We start from the raw sequence: 17,980 nt of genomic DNA, 5'->3' as shown, positions 1-17,980 counted from the left end.
ACAACATTACCTGTCAGAAATTATTAACAAAAAATATAATTTTTATTATGAATGGAGGAATAAACATGCCAAGAAACACCAGAGCAAATAATGATTATATGTCCAACGGTATCACCATAAAACCGGCTACTCCTACCGCCGGAGAGAATCTAACCATCATGTATGACGGTCTTCTTTCAAAAAGCGGTGCATCCCACCTATATGCACACGTAGGCTTTGACAGCAACTGGAACCACGTTCATGACTACCCTATGATAAAGACTCCAATGGGATTTGAAGCAACAATCCCTGTCATGGAAGCAGACACTCTAAACATCTGCTTCAAAGACTGCGCAAACAACTGGGATAATAACTGCGGAGCCAACTACTCTTTTGATATATCCAAATAAAAATTCTTTCTTCCTTTTTATTTCGAAACTTCCAAGAGACATCCAATTCCTAGTCGGAATGGCTTTAAAAGCAGGGGCACACTCAAATCCCCTGCTCTTTTTTGGTCTCTTGGAATGAAATGAAAGAGGCAAAAGCGAAGGGACTCGATGTCCCGAGCTTTTATTCTATGTATTGAAATACCGGGCCACTTATGGAACTATTTTCTTTATTCTTTAATATAATAAAGGAAGGAGGTAACTGCCATATGATGTTTAATAATCGTAGAATGTACATAAACAGATATCCTGTGAACCCAAAATCAATCGACTCAAATAATTCGCCAGATGTCCAAAGCGATAGTGATTTCAAAAAGACTGATGATGCCGAAGATAACAAGAAATTGATACTGGACACCTTCAAAAGCATTAACGATACCTTTATGGAAAAAATCAAAGAAATCCACCGTTCAATCAGTAACCTTAGCGAAAGGGTTGAAAATTTAGAAAACCAAATGCTTTTGTTGGAATCCCAGATTGAATCCGAAGAATCGTGCAGAAGCCAAATCTCCCACTCGGAACTTTCAAATATCAAAACAGAACTGGAGATTTTAAGGAGAGATTCCTCTAATATACAGTTCGAAGAAAACGGTAATATGCCGGTAATGCCCGGTTCCGGATTTTCAGCAATTACCGCAGAATATCTCAGAAATCTGAATAAAAGGTGATTCAGCTAAAAAAGTCTTGAAAAAAGACTTTTTCTTTTGCTTTCATTGATTAATTCCCTATAAACGCCCCTAATTTTTAAATCAAAAATATAGGTAACATAAAACTATCAAATGAATATTATGTATAAGAAGCAAAAAATGATTTAAATAACTTAAACTATTTAAATTATTATCTCAAATAAGAAAGGAGCTAAGTCTTTATGAAGTATCAAGAAGATTTTTTCGGCACAAAAAGTGAGTTTGCAGATTTCGTGAAAAGAGTTGTTCCTGAATTGTTCGCAGGAAAATTGACAGTTGAAGGAAAAAGTGTATCAATTCCTACTGACCGTGAAATTGATTACAAGATCAAGTACAGCGAAGACGAACAAGGTGGTGCACTCACTCTTAAAGTTTCCTGGGACAATGGAACTGCAGTTGAAGAAGAAGGATTAGAACTGGATGTAGACTAATTGATTTTTTGCCTGGAAAGGGGGTTTTTCCCCCTCTTTCCATACCTTTTTTCTTTCTTAGCGCTTTATTTGCAGCCATATTTATTTTCTCTTTAAAGGAGGATGCATAAGAACATGACTTCTATAAACCACGAACCTCTTTTTGACGTCCTTTCACAATATGATATAAAGGTCGTATCAATAAGAAATGAGACCTACAAAGATAAAAAAGGCGTTTGGTGGATACAAACCCCTGATGAATACAGGATTTTAAAGAAAATATCCAATTCTGAGGATACTTTTAAATATATATTGAGTGCTGCATCTCACCTAAGAAAAAATGGAGTGAATATTCCCTCTGTATATAAAACCAAAGATGGAAAAGACTATGTGAATATTGACGGAACCTGCTATGTCCTGTTTGAAGCAGTTGAAGGCAAAAGCCCTTCATATAGTTTACCTGAAGACTTTAAGGCGATTGTTAAAGAACTTGCCAGATTTCATGCCGCATCAGCCGGATTTTCTCCTCTGGAAGGTACAAAACCCAAAATCCATCTGGGTAAATGGATTGAACAATACACAGAGCAAGTAGAAGACATGAACAAGTTCTATCAAGCCGAGCTTGAAAAAACCGAAAACGATAAGATAGGTAAAGTAATCATTGAAGAGTTTCCCGCCTTTTATGAAAGAGCAAAACAAGCGATTGAAGGCTTAAAGGGAAAAGAATATCAAGACTGGGTAGAAAAAGTAAAAAGCCACGGTGGGCTTTGCCATCAGGATTTTGCAGCCGGAAATCTTTTAAAAAATTCTACGGGTAAAATTTTTGTTCTCGACACAGATTCGATTACCATAGACATTCCGGCACGAGATATAAGAAAGCTCCTTAATAAAATTATGAAAAAAAGCGGAAGATGGGATACGGAGACTTTCCGAAAATTTGTAAGATTCTATCAATCGGAAAATCCTTTGGATTATTCCGAGTGGAAGGTTGTAAAACTCGACCTTATGTTCCCCCATCTGTTCTTGGGAGCCATGAATAAATTTTATTATCAAAGAGACAAGGAATGGAGTTTTGAAAAGTATCTAAAGAGAATAACCGAAATGACTGCTTTTGAAAAGACCATCGCACCTCTTTTGGAAAACTTCGATTCAATTGTTTATGAAGAGATTAATCAAAGGAAGGACTGAGCAGCTTGAACGATATTAACAAAATCCAAAATATAGATCTGAATAAGCTTGCAAGCTATGTATTGGAGGGGTATGAAATAGAACCTCAAGACATCAGTGTAGTTCAAAGTGCAAGCATAAAAACCGTATGGAAAATAAAAACCAGGGACCGTGATCTGTGCCTAAAAAGACTGAAGCAGACATTGGATAAGGCCCGCTTTTCTGTAAATGCACAGGATTTTATATATAATAGCGGCGGAAATGTTCCCGGGATAATCCGGGATAAAGAAGGCAACCTTATCCATTCCTTTAATGACCAACTGTTCGTTGTGTATGAATGGCTTTACGGCCGGGATCTGTCCTTTGGCAATCCCGATGACCTAAAAGCTGCCTTGCATGGCCTTGCCAAATTTCATATTGCATCAAAGGGCTATGTTGCCCCGGAAAATGCCAAAGTCTCTTCAAAGCTTAACAAGTGGCCCGAACACTACAAGTCCATGGCTGATAATCTTTCTTCCTGGAAAGAAGCATCCATGGAAAAGCCTGCTTCAGCATCTATTAGTTCTTACCTGAAATATGTTGACGATATGCTCGATATCTGTCATAGAGCTATAGAGCTTTTAAATGGCTCAAAGTACACCGAATTAACAGATAAAGATTCCAAAACAATTGTTCTGTGCCATCAGGATTATGGCAAAGGAAATGCGCTTCTTACAGACAATGGTGTTTATGTTATTGATCTCGACGGAGTAACTTGGGATCACCCCGGACGCGATTTAAGGAAAATAATCGGCAAGCTGTCGGAGAACAGAGGATCTTGGTCTTTGGACGAAATTGAAAAAATCCTTGACTGGTACAGCGAAATAAATCCCCTTTCCCCCGCCGACAGAGAACTCATATATATTGACCTTATGTATCCCCATTGGTTTTTCGGCCTTGTTAAAAACATTTTCAAAAATAACAAAAACGAAAGCGCGTCAAAAATTGAAAAAATCGCAAGGCTTGAGAATTCCAAGGTGCCTTTGCTTACCGAAAAACTTCGGGATATAAAATCACTAAGCTAAAGGGGGCTTTTAAAATGAAGATTGCTTTTGTATGTACCGAGAAACTTCCTGTTCCTCCGGTTGCCGGAGGCGCAGTTCAGCTATATATAAGTGAAATACTGCCGTATATCAAAGAGCAGCATGAAATAACCGTTTTCTGCAAGCGCTATCCTGAACTTTCCAACAATGAAGTCGTTGACAATGTAAGATATATCCGGGTACCGGCCAGTAGTGCACTGAGGTATCTTAGGAATATTCAGGATCAATTAGACGAAAGTTTTGATCTGATACACATTTTCAACCGTCCAAAGTGGGTGCTGGACTTAAGTGAAAAACTTCCTTCTGTCAGATTCAGTCTAAGTCTTCACAACGAAATGTTTTCGCCGGATAAGATACCGCCGGAAAAGGCAATTGAGTGCATAAACAGAGTTGAATTTATAAACACCGTGAGTAAGTTCATAGCTGATGGAATAAAACAGCTTTATCCCATGGCGGAAAGTAAATTAAGAGTGGTTTACTCCGGAGTCGACATCAAAAAATTCAAAACCAACTGGTCTGATGAAGGTATTAGGAATAAAGAGCTTCTAAAAAAGAAGTTGGGGATTGAGAATAAACGGGTAATACTCCATGTCACAAGACTAACTCCAAAAAAGGGCCCCATATAGTCCTTTCGGCCATGAAGAAAGTAATGGAAAGTTTCAGCGACACTGCTTTAGTAATAATCGGAAGCAAGTGGTACGGTCGAAACGAAGAAGACGATTATACAAGACAGTGCAGGGCCTTGGCAGAAGAATTAAACGGTCCGGTTATTTTTACAGGCTTTATTCCCCCCGCTGATATTCCGGTCTATTATAATGTGGCAGATATATTTGTATGTGCATCCCAATGGAATGAGCCGTTGGCAAGGATACATTACGAAGCAATGGCCGCGGGTCTTCCTATTATAACAACCGACCGGGGTGGAAATGCTGAAATATTTAAAAATAATGTCAATGGCATTGTAATAAAGGACTACAACAATCCGGACTCTTTTGCCGACTGTATAATCCATCTTCTTAACAACCCTCAGACAGCCTATAAAATGGGACAAAAAGCCTATGAATCTGCTGTGTCGAAATATACCTGGAAGAGAGTGGCCGATGAGGTTTTAGCTCCAATCCAAAACTTTGGCCCAAGGCTGACTGTCAAGGAAACGAAAATACAGAGCCCATCAACAGAAAAAAGCATGATAGAAGAAAACATATCAAAGAAAAATATGACAGAAAAAAGCGCAGAAGAAAAAACTTCACAAGACATTGAGACTTTCTTTGATGATATTAATTTTTAAAATAAAGCGGGATAAATTTTTTATGTAAGAAAGCAAAATTTGGGCTTTCTTGACAAGGGAAGTGATTCTATGAAGGTAATGCTTATCACAGGGGGAGCAGGTTTTATAGGAAGCAACTTTATACGTTCTTTCTTAGAAGAAACAAAAACTTTATTATCATAAACATGGATAATCTAAACTATCCGTCAAACCTTGAAAATTTCAAGGATTTAGAAAGATCGCCCAGATACCATTTTGTAAAGGGCAGTATCACAAACCATGAGCTTGTAAACTATGTTATTAAAAGGCATAGACCCGACTATATAATTAATTTTGCCTCAGAATCAAATTTGGATAATTGTGCAAACAATCCCCTGAATCTTACACAGACACATATACTCGGTACTCAGACATTGCTCGAAAGTGCCCGGTATTTCTGGGGAAAACAAAAATTTCAGGGAAACCTTTTTATTCAAGTATCAACAAATGAGGTATATGGGAGCACATCGGTAAGTGACGTATTTTTCAACGAAGATGCACCGCTTTTGCCTGATAATCCATTTTCAGCTTCAAAAGCCGGTGCCGATATGCTGGTAAAATCCTATCAGTCAACCTATGGCTTTCCGGCGATAATAACCCGGTGCTGCCCAACCTACGGACCTTATCAGAATGTTGGAAATTTCATTCCAAAGTGCATAATAAATGCGCTTTCGGATAAACCCATTCCGGTCTGCGAAAACAAGGTGCGGGAATGGATATATGTGCTGGATCATTGTATAGCCCTAATAAGAATATTATTCTACGGCAGGACGGGTGAAGTTTATAATATCAGCTCCGGCAACGAAATATCGGACTTTGATATGGCAAAAAAGATTCTTGAACTTGCCGGTAAACCCGGCGGAGCAATTGAAAAAATCAATGACAGTTCCCTGCCGAACACTAGATGTATCCTAAATAGCTGCAAGCTGAAAAACAACCTGAACTGGAGCGCAAAATTCAATCTTGAAGAGGGATTACGAGATACCGTTTTGTGGTATAAGCAAAACCCGGATATATGGAGAAATATAGAAGCTCAGAACTAAATTTCTAAAAAAAAATCAGAACCCCATTACTTTTTAGATGGGGTTCTAATGATTAATACGAGATTTCATGGTAGCAGTACCTGTCAGGTCTTGCAACCTCTTTGTATAATTTCAGTCCTTGCAGGTTAAAACGTCTCAACAAATCTATAGCCTTTGGAAGCTCATTTTCCTTAAATCTTACTCCAATATTGCACAAATCTATCATTATATCTCTGGGCATATAAGTTATTTCACAGGTTTTCATACCCTCAATCTTCATCCTGTGCTCTAAAAGAAAAGCATGTGTTCTTGACTCTAAGCCAACATAATAGTACTCCATCCAAACCACTCCACAACAATAGAGAAGCTCGGGACGTAGAGTCCCTTCACTTTTACCTCTTTCTTTTTACTCCGAGAGGCTAAAAGCACACAGAACTGCAGCTTATTGCAGTTCTGCGCGTTTTATAGCCTATTCACTTCTATGATCCAACGGATTCCACTTCTGATCTGGGAAGAACTTCGTCGGGAAAGGTGTCTTTGTCTTGTCGTTAAATGTTTTACAGTTCTGTACGGCCGGATTGACCTGTTCGGGTGGAACCGGGCAATAGCCGTAAGAAGGAATAAGAAGCTGTACAACACATTCACATTTAACTATAAAGAATACTCCGATATCCAGTGAAAGCACTCCTGTATTAGGATTAATCACGTCGTTAAAAGCTTCAGCCAAAGCTTCAACTTTTATCATGGTTCCATCGGGATCCTTGGTCTTCGTCGAACAATCCCAGAAGTCATCATTGGATTTGATTACTCCAACCTGTGCAACACAGCTTGGGCAGTATATTTCATTAATCGTGAGGTTGAATGTTGCCTCGTCGGTCTGGGAAAGCTGTTCGGAACCGTCGGAATAGTGTATTTTGTACCTTATCTTCACAAAAAGTTTCAGTTTTTTATAACCGGGTCTTGTCAAAGAGTCTGTTTTTGATATTACCTTAACTTCAACGATGTCAAAATCTGTTGCACCTTCAAATGCAAAGACAGAATGACAGTGGTCACTACCCTTTTTCAAGCATATGGTTCTTGTCACACAATCTCTCAATGCCACCTGGTCAAATACCTTCGGCACCTGTATACATACTAATTCTGATGGTGGTGGAAAGCAGTCAGGATTTAAAATCTGACCGGCTTCAATTTTAGGTCCATGTGCATGCATAGCGTAATCCTCCTTTTTACATAATTCCTTATACCGATTTATAATTCCTGTGCTATTCATCCATTTTTTTATCATAAGAATTTATCTACACTATCAGTATATTAAAAAATAAAAAAAGGGTTACACTTTCTGCATATTATGGTTTGAAAGTAAACGTAAGACACTTCAAGTCTTTAGAAAACGGCATAAAAAAACTGCCCTAAAAGGGCAGTACTTTTTATGCAAGATAATATCTCTATTTAAAGACATTATCTCTTTCTCGGCTCTACAATAAGCTTAATTGCTGTTTTTTCAACACCATCAATCTCAACATCAGTAAAAGCCGGGATGCAAATCAATTCAATTCCCGATGGGGCAACAAAACCTCTTGCTATAGCTATCGCTTTTATAGCTTGATTCAACGCTCCGGCACCAATTGCCTGAATCTCAACCGTACCGCTTTCTCTGACAAAACCCGCTAACGCTCCTGCTATGGAATTTGGATTAGACTTTGCTGAAACCTTTAAAATACTCATGGTTTTTCTTACCCCCTTTTTTTACATACAAAAACCACGCCAAAAAACAAGTTCGGTTCATAAGTTATATTTATTATAATTCTACATAAAATCAGAAAATCCTCTTTTTTAGTCAATAATTAGTAATATACCGGCATTATATCGAAACAATAAATATCTTCATGCTCTATTTATTTTGGAATTGAGGTGATATAAGTTTTTTAGATCACACCTCAAGTATTTGATGTATTCTTTCTATATTTATCGTTTTTCCGGTCTTTTCATCAATTTCCAAATATACTGCACTAAACTGAACTCGTCCGACAGCCACCTCAAATCTCACGGGCATATGCGTTAAAAACTTCTGAATTACAATTTCTCTGTTTACACCTATAATACCGTCATAGGGCCCGGTCATCCCAACATCAGAAATAAATGCCGTACCGAAGGGCAAAATTCTTTCATCGGCGGTCTGGACATGGGTATGGGTTCCCAACACACAACTGACCCTACCGTCAAGATACCATGCCAAAGCACACTTTTCCGAGGTCGCCTCTGCATGCATATCCACAACAACTATTTTGCAGTTGCTCTTTAAAAACTCCAGCTCTCTTTCTGCTGCCTTAAACGGACAGTCTATGCTATCCATGTATACTCTTCCCATCAGGTTAAGGATACCTATCTTCCCATTTTCACCGGAGATAATCGTAGAACCTTTTCCCGGAAGTTCAGGCGGGTAATTGGCCGGCCTCACGATATTGCTGTCCGAATCAATAAAATTCATTATCTCCTTTTTCGACCATGTGTGATTTCCCAATGTTATTGCATCAATTCCGTATTTGTACAATTCTTGGGCAACTACATAAGTTATTCCGCTTCCACCTGCTGCGTTCTCACCATTGGCAATGCAAAAATCTATTTGCCTCTCCCTTTTTAATTTCTGTACCATTTCCTTCGCAGCTTTTCTACCAGGATTGCCAAAAATGTCTCCATCAAACAGAATTTTCAAATTATATCCTCCATTTCTAACGTATGGCAACACAATATGTACTCAATAATTATTCTATTAGCATAAACTCTTATAAATGAAAGCTCGGGACATTGAGTCCCTTCGCTTTTGCCTCTTTCATTTCATTCCAAGACGCCAAATAACACAAAAAGCGTGAATTCACGCTTTTTGTGCAGAAAATATCGGAAATCTATTTAGCATATTCGATAAACCTGGTTTCCCTGATAACATTTACTTTTATCTGCCCAGGATAATCAAGCTCATTTTCAATCCTTTTAACAATATCTCTTGCAATCAATGAAATATCTGCATCCGATACATCCTCGGGTTTAACCATGATACGAACTTCTCTACCTGCCTGAATAGCAAAACACTTATCCACACCTTCAAATGAATTTGCTATTTCCTCAAGCTTTTCCAACCTCTTGATATACGACTCAAGAGTTTCTCTTCTAGCACCAGGCCTTGCTGCGAGATAGAATCCGCAGCTTGTACAAGTACTGCCACTATAGAGGTGGCTTCTACATCCCCATGGTGCGAAGCAATTGCATTGACAACTTCATTGCTCTCTTTATACTTCTTGGCAATGTCAGCCCCAATTGTAACATGTGAGCCTTCAACTTCATGGTCCACAGCCTTACCAATATCGTGCAGCAGACCTGCTCTTTTTGCAAGATTAACATCTACGCCAAGCTCTGCCGCCATCAAACCTGCCAAATGAGCCACTTCAATAGAATGGTTCAAAACATTCTGGCCATAGCTCGTTCTAAACTTAAGTTTACCAAGCAACCTGATAATCTCGGGATGCAATCCGTGAACTCCCGTGTCAAATGTTGCATTTTCACCTTCCTGACGAATGGTGTTTTCAACTTCTTTTTTGGCCTTCTCAACCATTTCTTCAATTCTTGCAGGATGAATTCTCCCGTCAAGAATGAGCTTTTCGAGAGTAATTCTTGCCACTTCTCTCCTTATTGGATCAAATCCGGAAAGGATAACGGCTTCAGGCGTGTCATCAATAATAAGGTCGATTCCCGTTAACGTTTCAAGGGTTCTGATATTTCTTCCCTCACGGCCTATTATTCTACCCTTCATTTCATCATTTGGAAGTGGAACAACAGAAACGGTAACTTCAGATACATGATCAGCCGCACATTTTTGAATCGCCATGGCGACGATATTCTTTGCTCTGGTCTCTGCCTCTTCCTTAGCCTTTGCCTCAATGTCCTTGATTAGGATTGCCATTTCGTGTCTTACTTCACTTTCCACATTCTTCAGAAGAACTTCCTTTGCTTCATCAACAGACAGCCCGGATATTCTTTCAAGTTCGGCTATCTGCTGCTTCTGTGTCTCCAGTGTCTGATCGTAAAGCTCTTGAATTTCTTTTGACTTCTTGCTAAGAACTTCTTCTTTTTGCTCCAAGGATTCGACTTTTCTGTCAAGAGCCTCTTCCTTTTGAACAAGTCTTCGTTCCAGACGCTGAATTTCGTTTCTTCTGTCCTTAATTTCTCTGTCAAGCTCTAACCTGCTTTTGTGAATTTCTTCTTTTGCCTCAAGCAGCACTTCCCTTTTTTTGGCTTCTGCAATTTTTTGAGCTTCGCTGACTATTCTCTCAGCCTCTTGTTCGGCACTGCCAATTTCGGCTTCTGCTTTTCTTTTTCTAAATTCAATACCTTTTCGGTAACTTATTACTGAAGCAATAATTGAAGCAATTATTGCAATTACTATACCTATTAGAAATCCAACAAAATAAGCTATAGCACACACCTCCTTATTCAGTTTTCAATGGTCAGTTTTCTAATATTCAAAATCTATATGCACTATTTAAGTACCTTTTCATTTTAATCTTTTTTATATTTTATGTCAAGAATCAATTAGGCCAGTTAGCTTTCGCCTCCAGTAACGATGCTTACTCCGTCTGTCATTTCAACCCGATACCATCGATCTGCCATTTCGCTAAGATGCCTGTTGTGTGTTACCATTATTACCTGTCGCTGAAACATATGTGTAGTTTGTTTTAAAAATTCTGCACGTGTGTAATATAATCATCGCTAACATGCTTGGCAGGCTCATCCAAAATAATCGGACCTTTAATTTCCAGGTTACTGCATTCTAACATGGCAATCCTTATAGCAAGGGAAATTATATCAATTACCCCTCCGCCTCTTGCCTCTTGCGGCTTAGTCTTTATCTGCGTTCCGCCAAAGTTGCTCACAACGTAAAATTCTGCCTCAGGTCTTCCTCTTACCTCATTTATTTCAATTTTAAACTCAATATTGGAATCAAATATGTATTGAAGGCAATTGGTCACCAGTGACTCAATTTGTACCCTTGACTGTTCTCTTGCGTATTCGGATACTTTTTGAAGGAGCAGTCTTACCTTTTCCAAAATATCTATGTTTTCAAGAGCTTTTTTTAGCTGTGTCTCCAATGAATCTTTCTGTTCTATGAGCTGATCCATCTTGCCCTTTTGGTTGTAGTAGTATATCTTTGCTCTTTCGTATCTTTGTTTGAAATTTTCAATATCGCTGCGGTATTTTGAAAGGGTACTTTGCTCCACACTTTCTACCTGCCTTCCTTTTCATTTGCATCCTTCCTGCTCATACCTTGGGGCATTCCTGCCATTTTTCATTCGTATCCTTAAAACCTAACCCTTTATTTTTGCCTGAAGCCTAGCGGCATTTACAGTGTTTTTCATCAGCATTGCTATGGTCATAGGACCAACTCCACCGGGTACAGGAGTTATAGCCGATGCTACACGGCTTGCCGATTCATACTCAACATCACCCACAAGCTTTTTGTCTTCCAAACGATTAATCCCGACATCAATCACCACTGCTCCGGGTTTTATGCTGCTACCCTTGATAAATTCCGGCTTCCCGACGGCTACAACAAGTATATCGGCTCTTTTGCACACTTCCTCAATACTTTTTGTCTTGGAATGACATACAGTCACAGTACCGTTTTTCGCCAGCAAAAGCATGGCCATGGGCTTACCCACAATATTGCTTCTTCCCACAACAACACATTCCTTGCCGGAAATCTCAATGCCGCTCTCTTTTATCAGCTCCATTACACCTGCAGGCGTGCACGGAAGAAAATCAGGATTTCCAATCATAAGCTTTCCCACATTTACCGGATGGAAAGCGTCCACATCCTTTGACGGATCTATGGTATAAATAACCTTTTCTTCATCAATATGCTTCGGCAGCGGCAGTTGAACAAGAATCCCGCTAACCTTGTCATCTTTGTTCAGCTTATGTATGAGCTCAATCAACTCCTCCTCGGTCGTATTTTCATCAAGAGCATATTCAAAGGACTCAATCCCTATTTCAGCGCAAGCCTTCTTCTTTGAATTAACATATACCCTTGATGCAGGGTCATTACCCACAATTATTACAGCCAATCCCGGATTAATATTGCTTTTTTTTAACTCGTCGACCTCGATTTTCAACTCTCCCTTTATTTTTGTTGACAATTCTTTGCCGTTTAATACCTTAGCCTCCATTTTAACCAACCTTTCCAAAACAATTTGTTATTAAAATAGCTTTCGCCGGATTTCATTCAACTTTATCATTTTAGTTTATTCTCACCAACTTGTCAAATTCTTTCAGCTTATCTTGAATTCTTCCTCCTGCTTTTTCTTTCCTTTTTTGATTTTGTTTTTGCGCTATCTTTTCTAAAATTGCTTTTAGAAGGATTCACTGGAGGCCTTATTAGGCATTTTTTGCCGTAACCGATTAAATCTTCCCTGTGGGCAAGTCTAAGGGCATCATATACCAACTTGTAATTCTCCTTTTTTCTAAATTGTAAGAGTGCCCTTTGCATCGCCTTTTCCTTTGCAGTTTTGGGAACATATACCTTTTTCATTGTCCTCGGATCCAATCCCGTATAAAACATACAGGTGGACAGAGTCCCGGGAGTGGGATAAAAATCCTGTACCTGCTGGGGCGTATAGTTCATATCTCTGATATACTCCGAAAGCTCTATAGCCGCATTAAGGTCACTTCCCGGATGGCTGGAAATCATATAAGGAACAAGATATTGCTCCTTTCCTATTTTCTTGTTTATTTCATAAAACTTTTTGACAAACCGGTCATACACCTCCCTTTGGGGCTTTCCCATCTTATCGAGCACACGGTCCACCACATGCTCCGGTGCAACCTTCAACTGCCCGCTTACATGATGTTTGCAAAGCTCCACAAAGAAATCATCGTTTTTATCCAACATCAGATAATCATATCTTATACCCGAACGAATAAAAACCTTTTTTATTTCCGGTATTTCCCGAAGTTTTTTTAGAAGCTCCAGATACTCGCTGTGATCGACAATAAGGTTTTTACAAGGCTTGGGATAAAGACACTGCCTTTCTTTGCACGCGCCTGAGGATTCCTGCTTTTTGCAGGCCTTGCCCCTGAAGTTTGCCGTAGGGCCACCCACATCGTGAATATATCCTTTAAACCCCGAAAGCCATGTAAGTTTCCGAGCCTCATTTATTATTGAGGCCTGACTGCGCTTCTGAATTATCCTGCCCTGATGAAAATTCAATGCGCAAAAGGAACAACCGCCATAACAGCCTCTGTGGCTCGTTATACTGAACTCTACCTCTTCTATGGCAGGAACACCCCCTTCCTTCTCATAGGAAGGATGATAAGTCCTCTCATAGGGAAGGGAATATATCCTGTCCATTTCCTTTTCGGAAAGAGGATAAGCCGGAGGATTCTGGACTACAAACCTGTCACCGTGCTGCTGTATCAGAATATTCCCGCTATAGGTCCTGCTCATTGTACTGAGTCATAAAAGCCTCGGCATATTTTCTTTTACTCCAGTTCACATCTTCAAATGACGGCAGCAGAATATAACCCTTCTTTGGTTTGTCTTCTTCTCCTTCGATAAACTTTCTCAGTTCTCCGTTCATGTCCTCTTTTCTTGCCAAGAAAGCTGTGCCTCTCATATTTTGAATCTTATTTATCGGCACTCCCATGGAAAGGTACCGGGCAATCTCCAATATCGGTTTTTCTCCCATTCCATAAATTAAAAGGTCAGCTTTTGAATCAACCAGAATAGATCGTCTGACCTTGTCATCCCAATAATCATAATGGGCAAACCTCCTCAGGCTTGCCTCAATTCCTCCGATAATAACCGGTACATCCTTAAAAAGCTGCTTTGCCTTATTGGTATATACAATCACTGCTCTATCCGGCCGTCTGTGGCTCTTTCCCCCCGGACTGTACAAATCCTCACTTCTTGGCTTTTTACTCGCAGTATAATGATTTACCATGGAGTCTATTACCCCCGAGGATATAAGTACAGCCAACCGAGGTTTTCCCAATGCCACAAAGTCATCATCTTTCCTCCAGTCCGGCTGGGCAACAATCCCCACTCTGTAGCCTTCACTCTCTAATAGTCTTGTTATTATAGCATGTCCGAAGCTGGGATGATCTACATATGCATCACCGCTGATATAAAGGAAATCCAGCTCATCCCACCCTCTCTTCATCATGTCTTCTCTTGTCACAGGTAAAAAAGCCATTTCTTCACTCCTAAACCATCATACTACTCTGAACTTTTCATATTCATTTCCTGCAGTTGCTGTTTAGTTATAAGCACCTGTCTTGGCTTGCTTCCCTCAAAAGGACCTACAATACCCCGAGCCTCCATCTGATCGACTATTCTTGCCGCCCGGGCATACCCCACCTTGAATTTTCTCTGTATCAAAGATACCGATGCCTGCCCGGCATCAACCACAAGCTCTATTGCCTGGGGCAAAAGCTCGTCATTGTCTCCTGGGTCACTGTCCCTACTTTCCCTTTCACTATTTATCTCCTCAATAATATCCTCATTATATTCTGCATTTCCCTGGGATTTTATATACTCTACAACCCTCTCAACTTCGCCGTCGGATACAAAAGCCCCCTTTACTCTTATAGGCTTTGACGCACCCACAGGGTAAAAGAGCATATCACCCTTTCCAAGAAGCTTTTCTGCACCAGCCATATCGATTATGGTCCTGGAATCCACTTGAGAGGACACTGAAAAGGCAATTCTTGAAGGTATGTTGGCCTTGATTACACCGGTAATTACGTCCACCGAAGGTCTTTGGGTGGCTATTACAAGATGCATGCCTGCCGCCCTTGCCATTTGTGCAAGCCTGCAAATGGCATCTTCAACATCGTTTGGAGCAACCATCATCAAGTCTGCAAGCTCATCGATTATTATAACAATCTGGGGCAAAAGTTCAGTCTCACCGTTTTTGGTAAGCAGGGCATTATATCCCTTAATATCCCTGACTCCCCGGTCCGCAAACAGCTTATACCTGTTTACCATTTCCTGCACCGCCCAGTTCAGCGCTCCTGCTGCCTTCCTAGGGTCTGTTACGACAGGTATAAGAAGGTGTGGAATTCCGTTGTATATACCAAGCTCAACCACTTTGGGATCCACCATCAGAAGCTTTACCTCATTGGGAGAAGCTTTAAAGAGCAGACTTATAATAAGACTGTTGATACATACACTTTTTCCCGATCCGGTAGCACCGGCAACGAGAAGGTGAGGCATCTTGCAATATCCGCCACCACATTCTGCCCGGATATATCCTTTCCCAAAGCAAAGGCAAGCTTTGAGTCATAATCCTTAAATTCCTTGGAATCCAAAACATCCTTTAAAAATACCGGAACTACTTCTTTGTTCGGGACCTCAATACCAACTGCAGCTTTGCCCGGAATCGGCGCCTCTATTCTTACTCCCGATGCCGCAAGGTTTAAGGATATATCGTCGGAAAGGCTCACAATTTTGCTTACTTTGACACCGGGGCTGGGTTGAAGTTCGTAGCGGGTAACTGCAGGCCCCATACTGACATTTACAACCTTTGCATCCACACCAAAGCTTTTTAAGGTTTCTTCAAGCTTCTTTGCCCCTTTTAGGGCAGCACTTCTATAGTTTTCCGCATTTCCCGAACTTACCTTGTTGTCGTCCAACAGCCCGGTATGAGGATACCTGTATTCGACATTGTCCTGGGTCTTTGAAGTGATTTCCCTATTGACACTCTCTGCAATATCTTCCACTTTGGCATTGGACATATCATTTTTCTTTAAATCCTGTACAATAAATTCTACTTCCTCGGTTTCGGGCTTGACTTCAATAACTTTGGATACTTCATTGTTATCATCAGCCATTTCCAAAGTACCGGCATCTGCAGTCTTGCTTTGCATGCTTTGCTTTGAAGCCTTCTTTTCTTTAAAATCCAAAACTTTAGGAAGCTTCTTGCCATTCATCACAATATCAATGTCGGCATCTGCTTCAGTCTCAGGCTTGTCCTCTTCTTCCTCTTCTCTCAGTTTCTCTTTAAGCTCATTTTTCGTTACCCTAAAGCGGTTCTCAAACTTCGCAGTTATTGCCGCAATGTCATTCTTTATCCTCAAAATCACGCCTGCAATTGATATATCTGTGATAATAATAATATCGATTAACGCAATGGTGGTAAGAATGATTATTGTACCGAGGTTTTTAAACAACAGCAGGAAAGGTATACTGATAATCCCTCCTAGTACACCTCCGCCCTGCATGGCAGTTCCGTCATAAAAGAATTTTTTGATGCATTCAACAATTCCTTTATTTATATAATCCTGTTCATTGTAAAACAATGTCTGAACCATTGCAGTCAATATAAGTACCAAAGCAAATACATATGCAGTCTTTAATTTTACACTTCCACTGTTCTTCTTAAATATCAAAAGTATCGAATAGAAAATTATAAACAGAGGAACAACATACCCTAACCATCCCATAAGACCTAAAATTAGAGTTTTGATAAATGTACCGAATACGCCTATGGAATCCTCCATAAGCAAACCGAACAAAGCCAGCACGCCCAGTGCCAGCAGCATAATTCCAATTATTTCATTGTTATATTTTCCAACACCGTTTTTCTTTTTGGTAAATTTCTTCTTTTGTGTTTTCTTTGCCTTCAACTTGACACCCCCACAAATTACCCCTCTTCAGTTGTGAGATGAGATAATACAAGCTATACTTAATATAACATAACCGTAGCTTCGCTGCAAATAAATCAAAGAGGGTATAGTCCTTAAAAATTTTGCATGCAAATTAACTTTTGAAAAATACAGCATTAATAGTATAAATAGCTTAAAATGTCCCGGTTATAATATTTCCCGGCATTAGCTTTGGATTTAAGTAAGCCTTTGGTGAAGTGCTGATAACCCTGCTTATCATATATCGGTTATTTGAGAGGGGCATAACCACAACCCTTTCTCCGGAATAATTCACTTCAATATAGTTTTGATTTTCACACCAGCCAAAATTTCCAAATACAACTTCCGGCGGTACTATTGAATAAAGTATCATTGTAATCCCTCCGGCCTCTGTCCTGATCCTTTGGAAATATTATTCCCGTTTCTTTTTTTCTCCTCGATTAATTCATATAGCTTTTTCAATGCATCCTGAAGTCCCCCTGTTTCGTCAATGAGCCCATACTGAACGGCTTCTTCGCCAAACAATATGGTACCTACATCATTGGCCAGTTCTCCGGTCTTTAGCATTAGCTCCCGGAAATTTTCCTTTGATATCTTTGAATTCTTGGTTACAAACTGCACTACTCTGTCTTGCATTCTGTCAAAATATTCATAGGTCTGCGGTACCCCTATAACCATACCGTTGAGCCTTATGGGATGTATTGTCATTGTTGCCGATGGAGCTATAAAGGAGTACTTGGTTGATACAGCCATAGGAACACCTATACTGTGTCCTCCTCCTAACACAAGCGAAACAGTGGGCTTTGACATGCTTGCAATCATTTCGGCAATAGCAAGACCTGCCTCAACATCTCCTCCGACGGTGTTTAAAATTAGCAGCAAACCGTCGATTTCTTCACTCTCTTCAATAGCCACAAGCTGAGGTATTACATGCTCATATTTTGTTGTCTTGTTCTGTGGAGGCAGCACCATATGTCCCTCTATCTGGCCTATAACGGTTAGACAGTGAATATTTCCCTTTGCAGTTGATATGGACGTTTTTCCCAATTCCTTTATTTCCTCAAATTCGGGCTTTTTTTCACTTTCAGTATTTGCGGCTTCATCAACGGAAGCTCTTCCAATTGTAACCTTGTTTTCCTCTATCAAATCATCACATCCTTAGTATGTATAAAGTAATACTATTAGTA

15 protein-coding genes and 4 pseudogenes are annotated in these 17,980 nt (G+C 39.9%); 8 read left to right on the top strand and 11 right to left on the bottom strand.

Annotation, left to right across the window (positions count from 1 at the left end):
* Positions 1-65: 65 nt before the first annotated feature.
* The 8 genes from JCM21531_RS05250 (at position 66) to JCM21531_RS05220 (ending at position 6,119) form a co-directional block, all read left to right on the top strand.
* Positions 66-389, top strand: a complete 324-nt coding sequence (locus JCM21531_RS05250) for a carbohydrate-binding protein (RefSeq protein WP_038288007.1) — start codon at positions 66-68, stop codon at positions 387-389.
* A 245-nt stretch (positions 390-634) separates the two neighbouring features.
* Positions 635-1,093 carry a hypothetical protein gene (locus JCM21531_RS05245; RefSeq protein WP_038288005.1) on the top strand — a complete coding sequence of 153 codons (459 nt, stop codon included), beginning with the start codon at positions 635-637 and terminating at the stop codon, positions 1,091-1,093.
* A 200-nt stretch (positions 1,094-1,293) separates the two neighbouring features.
* The gene (locus tag JCM21531_RS05240; protein ID WP_038288002.1) at positions 1,294-1,542 is read left to right on the top strand and encodes an amphi-Trp domain-containing protein; all 249 of its coding nucleotides are present in this window, start codon (positions 1,294-1,296) and stop codon (positions 1,540-1,542) included.
* 114 nt (positions 1,543-1,656) lie between these two features.
* Positions 1,657-2,709 (top strand): CotS family spore coat protein, encoded by a 1,053-nt coding sequence (locus tag JCM21531_RS05235; RefSeq protein WP_038287999.1) that lies wholly within the window; start codon positions 1,657-1,659, stop codon positions 2,707-2,709.
* 5 nt (positions 2,710-2,714) lie between these two features.
* Complete coding sequence (locus tag JCM21531_RS05230; RefSeq protein ID WP_038287996.1) at positions 2,715-3,752, top strand: CotS family spore coat protein; 1,038 nt, start codon at positions 2,715-2,717, stop codon at positions 3,750-3,752.
* A 14-nt stretch (positions 3,753-3,766) separates the two neighbouring features.
* The gene (locus tag JCM21531_RS20725) at positions 3,767-4,396 is read left to right on the top strand and encodes a glycosyltransferase family 4 protein (RefSeq protein WP_243467258.1); all 630 of its coding nucleotides are present in this window, start codon (positions 3,767-3,769) and stop codon (positions 4,394-4,396) included.
* 11 nt (positions 4,397-4,407) lie between these two features.
* Positions 4,408-5,058: a glycosyltransferase family 4 protein gene (locus JCM21531_RS20720; RefSeq protein ID WP_243467257.1), complete on the top strand. Its 651-nt coding sequence runs from the start codon at positions 4,408-4,410 to the stop codon at positions 5,056-5,058.
* Between the two features lie 164 nt (positions 5,059-5,222).
* Positions 5,223-6,119, top strand: coding sequence for a dTDP-glucose 4,6-dehydratase (locus JCM21531_RS05220; protein ID WP_054847008.1), 897 nt, complete (start codon positions 5,223-5,225; stop codon positions 6,117-6,119).
* Between the two features lie 52 nt (positions 6,120-6,171).
* On the opposite strand, the gene JCM21531_RS05215 is transcribed toward JCM21531_RS05220, so the two are convergent.
* From JCM21531_RS05215 to JCM21531_RS05165, 11 genes and pseudogenes are all read right to left on the bottom strand, one after another.
* Positions 6,172-6,438: a putative Se/S carrier protein gene (locus JCM21531_RS05215; RefSeq protein WP_038287993.1), complete on the bottom strand. Its 267-nt coding sequence runs from the start codon at positions 6,436-6,438 to the stop codon at positions 6,172-6,174.
* 129 nt (positions 6,439-6,567) lie between these two features.
* A complete protein-coding gene (locus JCM21531_RS05210) occupies positions 6,568-7,308 on the bottom strand; it encodes a hypothetical protein (RefSeq protein WP_038287991.1) in 741 nt (246 codons plus the stop codon).
* Positions 7,309-7,556: 248 nt separating this feature from the next.
* Positions 7,557-7,823 (bottom strand): stage V sporulation protein S, encoded by a 267-nt coding sequence (locus JCM21531_RS05205; RefSeq protein ID WP_038287988.1) that lies wholly within the window; start codon positions 7,821-7,823, stop codon positions 7,557-7,559.
* Between the two features lie 205 nt (positions 7,824-8,028).
* Complete coding sequence (locus tag JCM21531_RS05200) at positions 8,029-8,811, bottom strand: TIGR00282 family metallophosphoesterase (protein WP_038287985.1); 783 nt, start codon at positions 8,809-8,811, stop codon at positions 8,029-8,031.
* A 190-nt stretch (positions 8,812-9,001) separates the two neighbouring features.
* Positions 9,002-10,575: pseudogene (rny, locus tag JCM21531_RS05195) on the bottom strand (ribonuclease Y).
* Between the two features lie 116 nt (positions 10,576-10,691).
* Positions 10,692-11,368 (bottom strand): annotated as a pseudogene (locus JCM21531_RS05190) (P-loop NTPase family protein).
* Between the two features lie 87 nt (positions 11,369-11,455).
* Positions 11,456-12,316 (bottom strand): bifunctional methylenetetrahydrofolate dehydrogenase/methenyltetrahydrofolate cyclohydrolase FolD, encoded by an 861-nt coding sequence (gene folD / locus JCM21531_RS05185; RefSeq protein WP_038287982.1) that lies wholly within the window; start codon positions 12,314-12,316, stop codon positions 11,456-11,458.
* A gap of 107 nt (positions 12,317-12,423) precedes the next feature.
* Positions 12,424-14,341: pseudogene (locus JCM21531_RS05180) on the bottom strand (YgiQ family radical SAM protein).
* A gap of 23 nt (positions 14,342-14,364) precedes the next feature.
* Positions 14,365-16,775, bottom strand: a pseudogene (locus tag JCM21531_RS05175) (FtsK/SpoIIIE family DNA translocase).
* A 172-nt stretch (positions 16,776-16,947) separates the two neighbouring features.
* Positions 16,948-17,166, bottom strand: a complete 219-nt coding sequence (locus JCM21531_RS05170; protein WP_038287979.1) for a YlzJ-like family protein — start codon at positions 17,164-17,166, stop codon at positions 16,948-16,950.
* Positions 17,163-17,939: a ClpP family protease gene (locus JCM21531_RS05165; protein WP_038287977.1), complete on the bottom strand. Its 777-nt coding sequence runs from the start codon at positions 17,937-17,939 to the stop codon at positions 17,163-17,165. The genes JCM21531_RS05170 and JCM21531_RS05165 overlap by 4 nt, the downstream gene beginning before the upstream one ends.
* Between the last annotated feature and the right edge of the window lie 41 nt (positions 17,940-17,980).

This window comes from Acetivibrio straminisolvens JCM 21531 (assembly GCF_000521465.1).
Lineage (GTDB): Bacteria > Bacillota > Clostridia > Acetivibrionales > Acetivibrionaceae > Hungateiclostridium > Hungateiclostridium straminisolvens.
Note: the sequence above shows the minus strand (reverse complement) of the source record. Positions and strands in the feature narration are given on the sequence as shown.

Excerpts from the sequence above, each read along its gene's own strand:
- JCM21531_RS05250 (WP_038288007.1), top strand. The coding sequence starts at position 66 with ATGCCAAGAAACACCAGAGCAAATAATGATTATATGTCCAACGGTATC.
- JCM21531_RS05245 (WP_038288005.1), top strand. The coding sequence starts at position 635 with ATGATGTTTAATAATCGTAGAATGTACATAAACAGATATCCTGTGAAC.
- JCM21531_RS05240 (WP_038288002.1), top strand. The coding sequence starts at position 1,294 with ATGAAGTATCAAGAAGATTTTTTCGGCACAAAAAGTGAGTTTGCAGAT.
- JCM21531_RS05235 (WP_038287999.1), top strand. The coding sequence starts at position 1,657 with ATGACTTCTATAAACCACGAACCTCTTTTTGACGTCCTTTCACAATAT.
- JCM21531_RS20725 (WP_243467258.1), top strand. The coding sequence starts at position 3,767 with ATGAAGATTGCTTTTGTATGTACCGAGAAACTTCCTGTTCCTCCGGTT.
- JCM21531_RS20720 (WP_243467257.1), top strand. The coding sequence starts at position 4,408 with ATGAAGAAAGTAATGGAAAGTTTCAGCGACACTGCTTTAGTAATAATC.
- JCM21531_RS05220 (WP_054847008.1), top strand. The coding sequence starts at position 5,223 with ATGGATAATCTAAACTATCCGTCAAACCTTGAAAATTTCAAGGATTTA.
- JCM21531_RS05215 (WP_038287993.1), bottom strand. The coding sequence starts at position 6,438 with ATGGAGTACTATTATGTTGGCTTAGAGTCAAGAACACATGCTTTTCTT.
- JCM21531_RS05210 (WP_038287991.1), bottom strand. The coding sequence starts at position 7,308 with ATGCATGCACATGGACCTAAAATTGAAGCCGGTCAGATTTTAAATCCT.
- JCM21531_RS05205 (WP_038287988.1), bottom strand. The coding sequence starts at position 7,823 with ATGAGTATTTTAAAGGTTTCAGCAAAGTCTAATCCAAATTCCATAGCA.
- folD (WP_038287982.1), bottom strand. The coding sequence starts at position 12,316 with ATGGAGGCTAAGGTATTAAACGGCAAAGAATTGTCAACAAAAATAAAG.
- JCM21531_RS05170 (WP_038287979.1), bottom strand. The coding sequence starts at position 17,166 with ATGATACTTTATTCAATAGTACCGCCGGAAGTTGTATTTGGAAATTTT.